Source organism: Desulfobacterales bacterium (assembly GCA_034520365.1).
Lineage (GTDB): Bacteria > Desulfobacterota > Desulfobacteria > Desulfobacterales > Desulfosalsimonadaceae > M55B175.
Window position 1 is genome coordinate 242,338 of record JAXHNP010000006.1, and the last position, 13,996, is coordinate 256,333.

Here is a 13,996-nt window from a genome sequence, read left to right on the forward strand (position 1 = left end):
AATGCTTGATTTAAATTGATAAATTTTATAATTTAATAAGAGATAAAATAGCTTCGAGGGGCCTGGGAATTTTTTATGTATATATTTTATACAGAAAATGTGAAATAAATGACCAGATCAATGGTATGTTGAGAATAAAATGGAATGTCATAGATGCCACAAATAAAACGCAAGCATATCGGATTATCCCTTCCGCCCTGGATGATTATCGGCACCACGGTCATTCTTCTGGTGATCGTGGTGGTGATGGCTGTCAGTAACTACAACCGCGAAAAGGGTTACATGGCTGATATTCTTCTGGAAAAGGGAGCGGCCCTGATCAAGGCGTTTGAAGCCGGCACCCGGACCGGGATGATGTCCATGAGTTGGGGTGGGGGCCAGGTGCAGCAGCTCTTGGAAGAAATCGCCCGTCAGCCCGATATTCTCTATCTGGCGGTCACCGATGCAAAGGGGCGGATACTGGCCCATAATGATGCCGCAAGAATCGAAAAATCATTTTCAATGGCATTCGAAAAGGCGGCGTCCAGGCCGGCGCGATCGGCTCAATGGCGATTGACGACCGCGCCGGACGGTACGCCGGCCTTTGAAGTCTATCGATATTTCAAGCCGTTTTCCGCCGATGAATGCCGCATGATGCAAAACAGTGCGTGTTGCGGCCCGGAAAACCACCGGGGCGCATGGTGCGCGCCCGGCAGGTATGCCACAAATGATCAAATTATATTTATCGGCTTTGATCGGACCCATTTTATTGAGGCCCGCCAGGAGGATTTGCGCAATACCGCCATTATCTCATCCATACTGGTGATGCTCGGTTTTGCCGGATTTATTACGATGTTTGTGACCCAGAATTACCGGGCCACCCGTCGGCGGCTCCAGGACACCAGCGCCGTTGCCGAAGAGGTGATCGCCAACCTGCCGGTTGGATTACTGGTTATGGATTATACCGGAAGGGTCATTCTGGAAAACACCGCGGCGGCATCCATTACCGGCCGCCCGACCATGGATATCCGCGGAAAACCCGCAGCCCGGATATTGCCGGATACGCTCATTCGACTCATTGACACATTGCAAACCGAAGCACCCGTGATCGAACGTGAGGTAAAATGCCGTTTCGGCGATCAGGAACCCGTTTCGTTGAGTGTGAGCGCTGCCCGCATCGTCAATGCAGACGGTGTGTTTATCGGCAGCCTGATGATTCTTCGGGATCTGACCGAGATCAAGGATCTCCAACAGGCGGTCCAGCGCCAGGAAAAGCTAGCGGCCATCGGCGGGCTTGCCGCCGGCATCGCCCATGAAATCCGTAATCCTTTAAGTTCGGTCAAAGGCATGGCCACCTATTTCAAAAACCGATTCAGCGATGATCCGGAAGCCGGTGAGGCGGCGTCGGTCATGGTCAGTGAAACAGACAGACTCAACCGCGTCATCAGTGAGCTTCTGGAATTTGCCCGGCCGTCTGAAATCAATGCCCGGCCTACGGATATCAACACGGTCCTAGCGCACGCCATCCGGCTGATCAAGGCGGATGCGGATGAGCATCATATTCGTTTGCGATTGATTACAGATGATGATTTGCCGCCGGCCGATATCGACGGCGACCGTTTTATCCAATGCCTGCTGAACCTTTACTTAAACGGTATTCAGGCCATGGAAACCGGCGGTGAACTTACCGTGAAATCCCAGCCGGCAAAGGAAGGGGGCGTTGACATCCAGGTGGCGGATACCGGCCCCGGCATATCGGAAAAACATCTGAACCAGATTTTTGACCCCTATTTCACCACGAAATCCACAGGCACCGGATTGGGACTGGCCATTGTGCATAAGATCGTGGAAAACCATGGCGGCCGTATATCGGTTAAGAACGATCCCGGCGAAGGAACCGTCTTTACCATCCGGCTTCCTGAATCCCGGGCAAAAAATTCAAATGAGGACCAACAATGAATCCGGAAAAACAGCCGAACATTCTGGTCGTCGATGATGACCCCGGCCACCGGACGACGCTTAAAACAGTGCTCAAAAGCTGGAACTATCGCATCAGCGAAGCCGGCGACGGGCAGGCGGCGGTCAGCACCGTAAAAGATTCTCCGTGTGACCTTATCCTGATGGATGTCCGCATGGCGGTGATGAACGGCATTGATGCCCTAAAACAGATCAAAGTCTACAATCCGTCCATTCCGGTGGTCATCATGACGGCTTATTCCTCGGTTGAATCCGCAGTAGAGGCCATGAAAGCCGGCGCGTATGATTATCTGACCAAGCCGCTGGATTTCGATGAGCTGAAACTGACCATTGAGCGGGCCATGGAACATACGCAGCTTAAGGATGAAAACAGGGACCTTAAAGCCCAACTGAAAAACATGGCCCAAGCCAGGCAGATCATCGGCACGAGCAGCTCAATGCAGCAGCTTCTGGAAATGGTGGCCACGGTTGCCCCTTCAGAGGCGACAGTATTGATTACCGGTGAAAGCGGCACCGGCAAGGAGTTAATCGCCCGGGCCATCCATGCCAACAGCAATCGCAGCCGTGCGCCGATGGTCACGGTGAACTGCGCCGCCCTGACGAAATCCCTTCTGGAGTCGGAATTGTTCGGACATGAAAAAGGGGCGTTCACAGGGGCCGAAAAGCGGCGGGAAGGGCGATTTGTCCGGGCGGATAAGGGCACCCTGTTCCTGGACGAAGTCGGCGAAATGTCAATGGCCATGCAGGTCAAGCTGTTGCGTGTGCTCCAGGAAGGCGAGATCCAGCGCGTGGGCGGTGAGACGCCGATCTATGTCGATGTCCGGATTATTGCCGCCACAAACATGGATCTGCGAGCTATGGCGGAAAACGGCAAATTCCGTGAAGACCTGTTTTATCGGCTGAATGTAGTGCACTTGCACGCTCCCTCCTTAAGAGAGCGGGTGGATGACATCCCCTTGCTCGCCCAACATTTCTTAAACCACTATGCCGAGCGGAACCGAAAAAAGATCAAGGGGTTTAATCCTCAAGCAATGGATCGATTGCTCAAGTATCCATGGCCCGGCAATGCCCGGGAACTTGAAAACGCGGTGGAAAGGGCCGTGATTCTGTCGCCCGGTGATTATATCAGCGAAAAGGACCTGCCGTTGAGCATTATGCGGCCGGACAGCAGGGAGACCGACACACAAAAACCTGAAAGATCTGAAGAAATCGACGGGTCCCTGGATGATATTGAAAGGGCGGCCATTGAAAAGGCACTGTCTAAAACCAATGGCAACAAGAGTGAAGCAGCCCGGCTTCTTGGTATAAACAGGAGAACCCTTTATAACAAACTAAGCAAATACGGACTTGAATAGAAAACGGATAGAAAATCGCCAACATAGTCAAATTAAGCTTGTGTCGTTTTTGTTTTGATTAAAAAAAATAGTCAGCCCTCATCCATTTTGGGCGTGGAATGTAGGTCTCACCAAATGGGGGCTATTTCTTCACGCGGATAGTCTCTCCACGCACCGTGCCTTGAGGGGCCCACTAATATGAAGACCCCCGCACCGCCACGACCGGGCTTGTGCAGCTGCCGAATCAGGGCGCGGTTCGCTTCGCTCGCACGATCTATCCTTTTTCGTCAGGCACCAACTCCTCCTTCTCGCGCCTCCTTGGCCTCATGCAAGATCTGAACGCCGCCACGGACCACAACAACAGAGATCAATGCCCCGATGATCAAGTCCGGAAGAAGGCTGTCAAGGTACATGACCAGACCCCCGGAGATGATTACACCGAGATTAGCGATAACATCGTTGGTGGAGAAAATCCAGGACGCACGCATGTGAACACCACCCTTCCGGTGCTTTGCGATGAGCATAAGGCAAGAGACGTTTGCGATGAGCGCTATTGCGCCCATCGACATCATCAGCATGCTCACGGGATCTCTGCCGTAGAGTGAGCGGCGCGCTACCTCCACGAGGACTCAGATCCCGAGGGCGATCATAAGCACTCCGCTTGCCGTTGCGGCGTTGGCTTGGAGCCGACGGGACCGGCCAATGACATAAAGGGCTATTCCATAGACGGATGCATCGGCGAGCATGTCCAAGGAGTCAGCGAGAAGGCCGGTTGATTCGCCCCACCACCCCGCAATCGCCTCGCCGATAAACATCACGCCATTGATCGCTAAAAGCGCGCAAAGGGTTCTGCCTTCCAGTTCAGCGGCTTCTTCCATCTCGCAACCGCAATCAGTCATGCGATATCTCCGCTCTTGTTGCCATCGATGTGCCGAACCCTTTACCGCCTCATCATGCCATGCCCCATCATTCCTCCCATGTTCAGTGCGTGCTGAAACATGGTGTAATGCATGCGGGTCTGAAGCAGTATGGTTTCGATGATTTGTCGGGTCTGTCCATCGGAGGCGTTCCGGATCAGCCATTCATAATCGGGAACCAGTTCCTGCTCCAATTCCATTGCGACCCGGTACGCTTCTTCGGGGCTGGCCGTATTTTTTACCGGCGGCGCATCGTTGGCGTATGTTTCGCCGAAGGCCTGAAACAGGCCGCCAATCCAGGCTATGTGATTCTCTTCGTCAGGAATCACCCGCATATAGGGCAAGCGAAGATTGTATTGGCGGCTGTCTTTGACATACTGCTTTTCGGACAGTTTCTCCTTGCCCATCACATCGGATAACCGTTGCAGCCATGCCTCTCCGGGTTTGGACAGATCTTCCGGGATATTCATTTCTCCGTCATATCGCCCGTCCCACTGTTGACCGCACATCGGACAATGCCCCATTCCCATTTGAGCCCACGTCGGATTGCCTACAAATCCGAGTGAAAGGGCCAGAAGAATAAAAAGGACTGCGCGCTTGATGTTCATGCTGAATTTCCTCCTTTAAATGGTACAGGCCTTATATTGGCCATATGGTCAATTTAGTTTTTGGGGGAGACGTTATCAGGATTGAAGATCCTTCTTCCTGGCTTCAAATTCCTGTTTATCGATTTCGCCCCGGGCATAGCGCTCCTCTATTATGTCGAGGGCTCGGCTTCTTTGCCCTCCTGTGTGCGGACCACCCCGCGTGTTCTGGACCAGATATTTTATCAGGAAAATCCCCCCTGCAATGATCAAGGTCCAAAAGAGTATCATAAATATCATACCCAACCATCCTGTTCCCCACCCCATCATGTTCCCCATGGGGCAGCCATAGTATCGGGACCCTTGCTGGGCAAAGGCATTGGCCTGAAATGCCGGCAGCAGCAATCCGGAAGCGGATGGAATGAGTGTTGTAAAAATACGTTCCCCGTTCATTTTTTCGGCCCTCCATAGTTTGATTTTCATTATGCCGCCTCAACGATCTGTTTCAGCTTTTGCGCGATTGTCCCGGCAACATCCTGCAGCTGCGGGTTGTCTACCGCTTGCATCGATGCAATCGGATCGATGGCGGCAATCTCGATGGTTCCATCTGCCTTTTCCTGGACAATGACGTTGCAGGGCAGCATCGTACCGATTTTATCCTCCGCCTGGAGCGCCTTGTAGGCATAGGGCGGATTGCAGGCGCCGAGGATTTTATAGTTTTGAAAGTCGACATCCAATTTTTTCTTCAGGGTGCTTTTAACATCGATTTCCGTTAGAATACCGAACCCTTCCGCTTTTAAGGAATTCGTTATCCTTGAAACCGCTTCTTCGAAATCTGCGCGAATTGTTTTACTGTAATAGTATGCCATTTCTATCTTCCTCCCTGTTTATCAACGCGGGTATAGGTTGGACGATCTTTGTATTTTATCTGAAAGGATAACCGGGATCGTTGCAGTGTCAAATTTTTCCCCCGCCCAGGGGACCTTCGGCCAGTCCGTATTTTTGCAACAGCCTCAGGCGCCGGGCATAACCCCCCACTGCAGCCTGGTCCAAAAACAGGGCAATGCCCCGGGCGGCCATAACATTGATTGGGGGTTGATTGGGGGTGATTGGGGGTCGGGCCAAATTAATCTATTATAATCATATGAAATAAATCCAAAACAAGGCCTTTTGGGGCCCAATAATCCACTTTTTGGCCTCAAAAACGGAATTTTATTCATGGCCAACGCAAAGCGGCACTGCACTCCGGGACAAATATGGCACATCACCCACCGATCCCATAAGAGAGCGTTTTTGCTCAAATCGGTAAAAGCCCCCCGAAGGTGGCTGCAGTGGTTTTATGAAGCCAAAAAGCGACAGGGAGTTTCTCGGATTGAAAATTTGCAGGCGGCGTGTCGAAAATGGGTAGTCAGTGGTCTGGAAAGCGAGGTTAATGACCGCAGCGAAAAGTGGATGGCCAGTTTGGCCGTTGGAAGTAAAGCTTTTGTTGAGAGCATGCATGCCTTGATGGGAGTCTCGGCAATGGGGCGAAAGCCTTGTGAAACCGGGCAATCACTTCAACAAACAGCGAGAAGTGCAGGCTTCCTATCTATATTGACGATTTTGGCAGCAAAAAAAGCGAAATAGGCCCTGAAATTGCCTTTCCGTGGGATTGAATGCAATAAAATCCGATAGGTTGGCGTGGCCCGACCCGCCAACGGCACGCCCGCCAACGGCCGCCAACATGTTCCTCAAATGCATCCGTCCTTGTTTAGCATACAGGATGCATCATCCTGCTTTTCAATCTGTATGGTAGAATGTTCTATTCCGAAGCGATCATGAAGTTCTTGCTGGAGTTCCGGCAGAAAGTCATTTTGCAAAGCATCATCTTGGACAATCACATGAACAGACAGCGCCACTTCCGTTGTGCTCATCGCCCAGACATGCAGATCATGTATCTGAATCACGCTTTCAAGACTGGTTAAGTATTTTTTTATTCCAGCGATATCAATACCCTTAGGAACCGAATCGATGGCAAGGTTCATCGAGTCACGAAGCAATGACCATGTGCCGACGAGGATAACAGCTACGATAAGAAGACTGATCAGTGGATCAATCAACAACCAACCCGTAAACATAATAATTATGCCCGCCACCACGACACCGAGGGAAACACCGGCATCGGCAGCCATATGAAGGAATGCTCCCTTGATGTTCAGGTCATGTTTCCGGCCGGATACAAAAAGCAAAGCCGTGAGAGCATTAATAACGACACCGATGGCGGCAACCACGATAACAATCATCGCTTCGACCGGCTTTGGATCGAAGAACCGGCCAATCGCTTCCCATGTGATTGCGCCCAGCGCAACCAGAAGCACAATGGCATTGGCCAAAGACGCCATGATGGTTAATTTTCGGAAACCATATGTCCGTTTCTCAGACGCCGGTTTCGCAGCGAGCAAAGCCGCACCCCAGGCGAGCAACAGGCTTAGCACATCGCTCAAATTATGCCCTGCGTCAGCTATCAGAGCCAATGACCCGGCCGCAATGCCATAGCCCGCTTCAATGCCAACGAAAAGGACATTAAGTATAATGCCGATCACAAACGCGCGGTTGTAATTGCCGGTTTGATGCTGGTGGCTGTTGTTATCAATCATATCCATCATTACCCCCTTGGCCAATACATGATCACCGCCACGCCTGCCAATGCGATGATCCCTCCGATGATATCAAACCGATCGGGCGGTATGCCGTCGACCTTCCAGCCCCATAGAATTGAAAGTGCAATGAAAACACCCCCATAGGCGGCATATACGCGGCCGAAATTTGCCGGTTGAAGCGTGGGGATGACGCCGTACAATACAAGGATCACAGCACCAATCAAACCATAAGTGATCGGCTTGCCTTCGCGCAACCACAGCCACATCAGATAACCGCCGCCGATTTCACAAAGTCCGGCCGTAATAAAGTAGCTTATGGATTTAAACAGCATCAATCAGAGCCGCCTATCCCCCGGTTGTTTCGTTTTCCGGATAAACCCATTATGACAATCTCAGGCTAATTGCCGTTTTCCTCTTCACTTTTAAAATAAGTATCAAGCCGCCGGTTCGCCACGCCGGCCGCTGCTGATTCTTACCGCGGTTTCGACGGGCAAAACATAGATTTTGCCATCACCTCGAAGGCCGGTATGGGCGGCCTTTTCAATGGTTTCCACCACTTTTTCAGCCAGTTCGTCCCGGCAGGCCAGTTCCAGCCTTATATGGGGCTTATAGTCCAGCGATATCTCCGATGCCGTTCGGTCCCGGCCGAACCCGCGCACATCGGAATTGCTGCAGCCCGTCAGTCCCTCGACTTTGTGGAGCGCCAGCATCACGTCATCGATTTTGTTGAGTTTGACGTAGGCAATGATCATTTTCATATTTCTGCTCCTTAGTTCCCGTTGGTTTCGGTTTCAATGCGCGGTGCAAACCATTTATAAAGACTCGGCAGCACCAGCAGCGTCAAAAAAGTTGAAGAGACCAGGCCGCCGATGACCACCACGGCCAGGGGTTTTTGCACCTCGCTGCCCGTGCCCGACGAAAGCAGCAGCGGGATTAAGCCGAGGGCCGTGGTCGCGGCCGTCATGAGCACCGGCCGCAGCCGCATGCAGGCCCCCTGGATCGATGCGGCACTGACCGGCACACCTTCCCGGACGAGCTGGTTGATATAGGTGACCAGCACCATCCCGTTTTCCAGGGCAATGCCGAATAATGCGATAAATCCCACAGATGCGGGCACCGAGAGGTTCTGGCCGCCGATCCAGAGGGCCACAATCCCGCCCACAAGGGCCAATGGGATGTTGAGCAGGATGAGCAGGGTGCTGGAAAAGGTCTTAAAGCTCATGTAGAGCATTATCGCAATGAGCGCCAGCGTGACCGGAATCACGATGGCCAGGCGCTGGTTGGCCTGCTGCTGCAGTTCGAACTGCCCGCCCCAGTTGATAAAATAGCCGGCCGGCAGCTCGATATCGGCGGCAATCCGTTTCTGCGCTTCTTCCACGAAGCTGCCGATATCCCGGCCCACCACGTTGCATTGAACGGCAATATAGCGCTGGTTGTTTTCCCGCAGGATCTGGCGCGGGCCCACCACGGTTTTCACGGTTGCCAGCTCGGAAAGCGGCAGGCGAACCCCGTCCGGGGTCTGTACGATAATATTTTTTATGGCCTCGGGGGTGCTTCGGGCGGAGGCTTCATATCGGACGTAGATGTCAAACCGGCGGATGCCTTCAAATACTTGTCCGGCTTCAACTCCGCCCACTGCGGCTCGGATCACGTCCTGGATATCGGCGATGTTTATGCCGTACCGGGCTGCGGCCTTTCGGTCCGGCCGGATGATGAGCTGCGGCGCACCGGTCATCTGCTGCACCTGAACGTCTGCTGCGCCGGCAACATCGCGCAGCACGGCGCCGATGGCATCGCCTTTCTCCTTGAGGGTGTCGATGCGGTTGCCAAACAGTTTCACGGCCAGCTCCGCTTTCACGCCGCCGATGAGTTCATCGACACTTAATTGGATCGGCTGGGTGATATTGGTCTGAACGCCGGGAAAACCCTTTAATTTACTACGGATTTTGGCCTCGATATCCGGCTGGGTTTTCGCATCCGTCCATTCGGATTCGGGTTTTAACAAAACATTCATGTGGCTGACATTGACCGGCGCCGAATGCGCCCCGACTTCGCCGCGCCCGATGCGGCTGACCACTTCGGACACTTCCGGTATCGTAAGAAAGCGCTTTTCCAGAAGCATCACGTTGCGCTTGGTCTCCGAAATGGATGCCGAGGGCGCAAACGTGAGGTTTACCATGATATCGCCTTCCAGGAGCCGCGGGGTAAATTCCTGGCCGAGACGCGGATAGACGAGCGCCCCGATGACAAGCAGCAGCACGGAAAGGCTGACGGCGAGCCACCGGAACCGGACGAAAAATCCGACCAGCGGCTTATAGGGTTTGAGCAGCACCCGGACCACCAGGGGTTCTTTCGGCGTCGGCGACGCTTGCCCCGAGGATTTGCCGCCGGGACGCTTGAGCAGCAGCGCACAGAGTGCCGGGGTCTGAAAAATGCTGTAAATCATCGCCCCCAGCATGGCAATGGATACCGTGTAGGCCAGCGGCCGGAAGGTCTTGCCCTCCACCCCTTCCAGGGTAAACAGCGGCAGAAACACGATGATGATAATGCTGATGGCAAACAGGATCGGCCGCGCCACTTCCCGGCAGGCCCGGGCGACCACATGGGATACGGATTCGTCCGGGTCGGAGCGGCGCAGCATGCGATCGGCGTTTTCCACCATCACGATGGTGCCGTCGACCATCATCCCGATGGCAATGGCCACCCCGCCCAGGGTCATCAGGTTGGCTGACATGCCGGTGACGCGCATGACGATGAAAGTAAACAATACGGAAAAGGGTATGGCCAGGGACACGATCAGGCTGGGCCGGATGCCGCCCATGAACACGAACACCACCACCAGCACCAGCCCGATGCCCTGGACCAGGGCGCTGGTAACCGTGTTGACCGAAGCGTCCACAATGGTTTTCTGCTCGTAAAACGGCACGATTTCGACGCCTTCCGGCAGACTGTTCTGGATTTCCGCCAGTTTTTCCTGGACCTGCGCAATAACGGTCGATGAATTGGTGCCGAGAAGCTTGATGACCATGCCCGCCACCACTTCCTCCTGGCCGTTTCGGGTCTGAAGCCCCCGGCGGATGGCCCCGCCGATCTTTATGTCCGCCACGTCGGCAAGATAAACCGGCCGGCCGTCTGCGCTTTTGACCACGATTTTTTCCAGATCGGAGATGCCTTCGGCCAGGCCCTCGGAGCGGACAATGAGCTGCTCACCGTTTTGTTCCAGAAACTGGGCCCCGACATTTCGGTTGTTGTTTTCGATTCTTTCAATGATTTCCTGCAACGACAGGTCGTAGCGCAGCAGGGCATCCGGGTCCACGACCACCTGAAACTGCTTTTCGTGCCCGCCGATGCCGAGGACTTCGGTCACACCGGGAACGGTCTGCAGGTTGAACTTCACGATCCAGTCCTGGAAGGTTCTCAGTTCGGTCAGGGAGTACTGTCCGGTGGTATCCTTGAGATAATAATAAAGAATCTGGCCCTGGCCGGTGGCAATGGGCCCCATCTGGGGATCACCAAAGCCTTCGGGGATTTGTTCCCGGGCCTCGCCGAGCTTTTCGCCCACCACCTGCCGGGCGAAATAAATGTCGGTGCCGTCCTCGAAATAGATATTGACCACCGACAGGCCGAAATTCGAAACGGACCGGATTTCGCGCACCTTGGGCAAACCGGTCATCTTGGCCTCGATGGGGTAGGTGACGTATTTTTCGACCTCTTCGGGGGCCAGGCCTTCAGTAACCGTAAAGACCTGGACGAGGGCAGGCGATACATCCGGAAAGGCATCCACCGGCAGGCTCCGGTAGGCGTAAACGCCGAAGCCGAAAACCAGCACGATGGAGATGACCACCAGCAGCTTGTTGGCCAGTGCGGTATGGATAATATTTCTGATCATAATTTTTCCTCTTAGTGATTGTGTCCGCCAATGGATCCCTTCTTCAGCTCTGATTTGAGCATGAACGTGTTGGTCACGGCAATTTCGGTATTCGGTGCGATCCCGGCAGCAATTTCTGCGTGCGTGGCATTTTGCTTTCCGATCTTGACATGCGCGGGCGCAAAACCATGATCTGTTCTGACGAACACCACCGGTTTTTCATCGATGGTCTGGATGGCCGACTTGGGCACCACGATATCGGCCGGAATCGATGCCGTATCGACTTTGCCGGTGACAAAAAGCCCGGGCCGCCAGCGGCCGTCGGAATTGTCCAGTATCACCCGGGCCGTGGCCGTGCGGGTGGCCTCATCCACCACCGGGCTGACATAATCGATTTCACCTTTGACCCGGGCATCGATCTTATCCGCAAAGACAGTGACCGGCTGGCCTTCGGCAACGACGCCCAGATCCTTCTGGTAAACGGTCAGGTTCACCCATACCGTGTTCAGATCGGCCACTACGAAGATGTCGGATTGCGGGTCAACGACTTCGCCCACGGCAAGGCTTCTGTCCGTGACAATACCGCCGGTGGGCGCAGTGATCTTGTATCGGGTCAGGCTTTCCTGCTGCTGATCCGACAGACCGGCCACATATTGCGCGTCAAATCCCAGGGCCAAAAGCTTCTGCTTTGCGCTGTAGAGTTGGATATCGGCTTCGGCCATGGCGGTCTTTGCATCCAGAAATTCCTGCTCGGAGGTGATTTTCTGGTTCCAGAGCCGTGTTTCCCGTTCAAATTCGGCCCGGGCCAAATCCAGCCGTTTGCGCGCCGTCAGGTATTCGGATTTCACATCCGCCAGCTCCCGGCTGTCGATCACGGCCAGCACCTCTCCGGCGGAGACCGTATCGCCCGCTTTTTTCAGCACTTCCCGGGTAAAGCCCGACACCCGGGGCACGACATGGGCCACCCGGTCCGGGTCGGCGACGATTTCGCCGGGCAGCTCGGCCTGGGCATGGATCTCTCCCGGTCCGGCATCTGCGGTTTGAATACCGAATTCTTTGATTTGCGCGGCGGTCATGTGAACCGCTTCGGCATCTTCTTCTTTGCCGCTGAGGGCTTGTTCGGAAGCCTCTCCGCTGCCAGGGGCAACATGTTCTTTCGATTCAGGAGTGTTATCTTCGGCATGAACTCCCCGGGCATGTTCATGAGGCGCCTGTGTCTGTGCCGCGACGGGGCCCGCCGGCAGGCAAAGGAGCATGGCCGCAGCCGATACAATGAAAAAAGCCGCAGCCCTGACAATCAATGCAGTTGTAAAACCGTGTTTCCAGTTTTTCATTATCCTCGATCTCCTTGTTTCTTTTCGATATGGATTGCGCCTTGTGTTTTCGCAGAAGCTTCTGCAAGGGGTTGCCCCGTCAGTCGCTCGATTTCAGCGATCGCCAGATGATAGCGAATCCGGGCGTCATTGTAGCGCTGCTGGCTTTCAAACAGGACCCGCTGGGCATCGAGCAATTCCAGAAAAGAAAACTTGCCGCTTTCGTAGCCCTGTCTTTTGGCGGAAAACACCTCCCGGGTGGCCGGAATGATGTCGCGCTTTAAGGCCAGGACCTCGTCGCGCGCGGCCAGTGCGTCCTGGAATGCGGCGTTGAGCTGTTGCCGCCGGCGGTTTAGGGCCTCGTATCGACGGTCGGCAACCTGGTCCACTGCCGTGCGTGCGGCTTCGATTTCGCCCTGGTTTCGGTCGAAGATTTTCAAAGGAATTGATATTTCAGCGATAAAGGCGGTATCATCGGACTCCGGTATCTGGCGGTAGCCGCCGGACAATGAAAGGTCGGGGATGCGCCGGGCCCGTTCCAGATCGTATTGTGCTTTCTGAAAGGTTTTTTCCGCGTCGAAACGTTCAATATCCGGATTTTTGTCAAGGCCGGCTTCAAGGGCGGCAAACGGCGGCAGCTCGGGCATTTGGTCAAGACGGCTGGCAACTGTTTTGAAACCCGGTTCGGCGGTCTTCCAGAAGGACGCCAGGGTTTTTCTGGCACTTTGCAGCCGGCGATGTAAGGTTTGCAGCGACTGGCGATTGTTTTTCATCTCGATTTCGGCTTTTACCGCCTCTATGGGCGATACCTTGCCGGCATCCGCTTTTTGTCGGACCGTGTCATATACCCGGGTTGACAGATTCACCAGATCCCGTTGCAGACGGACGGCGCTCTGGGCGCCGGCCACTTCCACAAAGGCTTTTTTCACGCCTTTCCGGATATCTTGTTCCAGGATTTTCATCTGCCAACGGTTTTTTTGAATTGCTTCGGCGGCCACCCGGGTGCGTTTTCCAATTTTTCCGCCAAGCAGGATATCCTGTTTCAAATAAAAGCTTCGTTCGGCATTTTCCGTGCCGGAAAAGGGGCCGCTGCCGCCGAATCCCTCCAACTCGAAAGCCAGTTCAGGATTCGGGTACAGGCCGGCTTGACGCCGACGGGCTTTTGCTTTTTCGATTTCAGCCTGGAAGGCGGCCAGTTCCGGGTTTGCGGCCAGGGCCTTTTTTATCGCCCGGTGGAGCGATAGCGCATCAGGTGGCGCTTCGGCATTGGCCAGCACCATCCGGCCGGGTATGCCGGCGATAATAACGGCTACCAGACAGGCAAGCAGGCAGTAACGCATAGGGGTATTCCTCTTCATTTTTTCTTTTTTATGAACGGCACAACG

General features: G+C 54.2%; 12 protein-coding genes and 1 pseudogene. 3 read left to right on the forward strand and 10 right to left on the reverse strand.

Annotation, left to right across the window (positions count from 1 at the left end; genetic code table 11):
* The first annotated feature begins 153 nt into the window (after positions 1-153).
* Entirely contained in the window at positions 154-1,938 is a 1,785-nt protein-coding gene (locus tag U5L07_09060; protein MDZ7831884.1) for an ATP-binding protein, read from the forward strand.
* Complete coding sequence (locus U5L07_09065) at positions 1,935-3,311, forward strand: sigma-54 dependent transcriptional regulator (protein ID MDZ7831885.1); 1,377 nt, start codon at positions 1,935-1,937, stop codon at positions 3,309-3,311. The genes U5L07_09060 and U5L07_09065 overlap by 4 nt, the downstream gene beginning before the upstream one ends.
* 266 nt (positions 3,312-3,577) lie before the next feature.
* Here U5L07_09065 and U5L07_09070 read toward each other — a convergent pair.
* The 4 genes and pseudogenes from U5L07_09070 to U5L07_09085 form a co-directional block, all read right to left on the reverse strand.
* A pseudogene (locus tag U5L07_09070) lies at positions 3,578-4,189 on the reverse strand (cation transporter).
* 41 nt (positions 4,190-4,230) lie between these two features.
* Positions 4,231-4,815 (reverse strand): ferritin-like domain-containing protein, encoded by a 585-nt coding sequence (locus tag U5L07_09075; GenBank protein MDZ7831886.1) that lies wholly within the window; start codon positions 4,813-4,815, stop codon positions 4,231-4,233.
* Between the two features lie 75 nt (positions 4,816-4,890).
* The gene (locus tag U5L07_09080) at positions 4,891-5,274 is read right to left on the reverse strand and encodes an SHOCT domain-containing protein (GenBank protein MDZ7831887.1); all 384 of its coding nucleotides are present in this window, start codon (positions 5,272-5,274) and stop codon (positions 4,891-4,893) included.
* Positions 5,274-5,660: a DUF302 domain-containing protein gene (locus U5L07_09085; GenBank protein ID MDZ7831888.1), complete on the reverse strand. Its 387-nt coding sequence runs from the start codon at positions 5,658-5,660 to the stop codon at positions 5,274-5,276. Before U5L07_09085 ends, U5L07_09080 begins: the two co-directional genes overlap by 1 nt.
* 349 nt (positions 5,661-6,009) lie before the next feature.
* Between U5L07_09085 and U5L07_09090 the strand changes: the two genes are divergently transcribed.
* Positions 6,010-6,417, forward strand: coding sequence for a hypothetical protein (locus U5L07_09090; GenBank protein ID MDZ7831889.1), 408 nt, complete (start codon positions 6,010-6,012; stop codon positions 6,415-6,417).
* A gap of 104 nt (positions 6,418-6,521) precedes the next feature.
* Here U5L07_09090 and U5L07_09095 read toward each other — a convergent pair whose 3' ends face one another.
* The 6 genes from U5L07_09095 to U5L07_09120 all read right to left on the reverse strand — a co-directional run bounded on the left by U5L07_09095 (position 6,522) and on the right by U5L07_09120 (position 13,951).
* Positions 6,522-7,433: a cation diffusion facilitator family transporter gene (locus U5L07_09095; GenBank protein MDZ7831890.1), complete on the reverse strand. Its 912-nt coding sequence runs from the start codon at positions 7,431-7,433 to the stop codon at positions 6,522-6,524.
* 2 nt (positions 7,434-7,435) lie between these two features.
* Complete coding sequence (locus tag U5L07_09100) at positions 7,436-7,762, reverse strand: YnfA family protein (GenBank protein MDZ7831891.1); 327 nt, start codon at positions 7,760-7,762, stop codon at positions 7,436-7,438.
* A gap of 102 nt (positions 7,763-7,864) precedes the next feature.
* Complete coding sequence (locus U5L07_09105) at positions 7,865-8,188, reverse strand: P-II family nitrogen regulator (protein ID MDZ7831892.1); 324 nt, start codon at positions 8,186-8,188, stop codon at positions 7,865-7,867.
* 11 nt (positions 8,189-8,199) lie between these two features.
* Entirely contained in the window at positions 8,200-11,319 is a 3,120-nt protein-coding gene (locus tag U5L07_09110; protein MDZ7831893.1) for a CusA/CzcA family heavy metal efflux RND transporter, read from the reverse strand.
* 11 nt (positions 11,320-11,330) lie between these two features.
* Positions 11,331-12,632 carry an efflux RND transporter periplasmic adaptor subunit gene (locus tag U5L07_09115; protein MDZ7831894.1) on the reverse strand — a complete coding sequence of 434 codons (1,302 nt, stop codon included), beginning with the start codon at positions 12,630-12,632 and terminating at the stop codon, positions 11,331-11,333.
* Entirely contained in the window at positions 12,632-13,951 is a 1,320-nt protein-coding gene (locus U5L07_09120; GenBank protein ID MDZ7831895.1) for a TolC family protein, read from the reverse strand. The genes U5L07_09115 and U5L07_09120 overlap by 1 nt, the downstream gene beginning before the upstream one ends.
* Between the last annotated feature and the right edge of the window lie 45 nt (positions 13,952-13,996).

Coding starts and splice junctions, on each gene's coding strand:
- U5L07_09060 (MDZ7831884.1), top strand. CDS start 154: ATGCCACAAATAAAACGCAAGCATATCGGATTATCCCTTCCGCCCTGG.
- U5L07_09065 (MDZ7831885.1), top strand. CDS start 1,935: ATGAATCCGGAAAAACAGCCGAACATTCTGGTCGTCGATGATGACCCC.
- U5L07_09075 (MDZ7831886.1), bottom strand. CDS start 4,815: ATGAACATCAAGCGCGCAGTCCTTTTTATTCTTCTGGCCCTTTCACTC.
- U5L07_09080 (MDZ7831887.1), bottom strand. CDS start 5,274: ATGAAAATCAAACTATGGAGGGCCGAAAAAATGAACGGGGAACGTATT.
- U5L07_09085 (MDZ7831888.1), bottom strand. CDS start 5,660: ATGGCATACTATTACAGTAAAACAATTCGCGCAGATTTCGAAGAAGCG.
- U5L07_09090 (MDZ7831889.1), top strand. CDS start 6,010: ATGGCCAACGCAAAGCGGCACTGCACTCCGGGACAAATATGGCACATC.
- U5L07_09095 (MDZ7831890.1), bottom strand. CDS start 7,433: ATGGATATGATTGATAACAACAGCCACCAGCATCAAACCGGCAATTAC.
- U5L07_09100 (MDZ7831891.1), bottom strand. CDS start 7,762: ATGCTGTTTAAATCCATAAGCTACTTTATTACGGCCGGACTTTGTGAA.
- U5L07_09105 (MDZ7831892.1), bottom strand. CDS start 8,188: ATGAAAATGATCATTGCCTACGTCAAACTCAACAAAATCGATGACGTG.
- U5L07_09110 (MDZ7831893.1), bottom strand. CDS start 11,319: ATGATCAGAAATATTATCCATACCGCACTGGCCAACAAGCTGCTGGTG.
- U5L07_09115 (MDZ7831894.1), bottom strand. CDS start 12,632: ATGAAAAACTGGAAACACGGTTTTACAACTGCATTGATTGTCAGGGCT.
- U5L07_09120 (MDZ7831895.1), bottom strand. CDS start 13,951: ATGCGTTACTGCCTGCTTGCCTGTCTGGTAGCCGTTATTATCGCCGGC.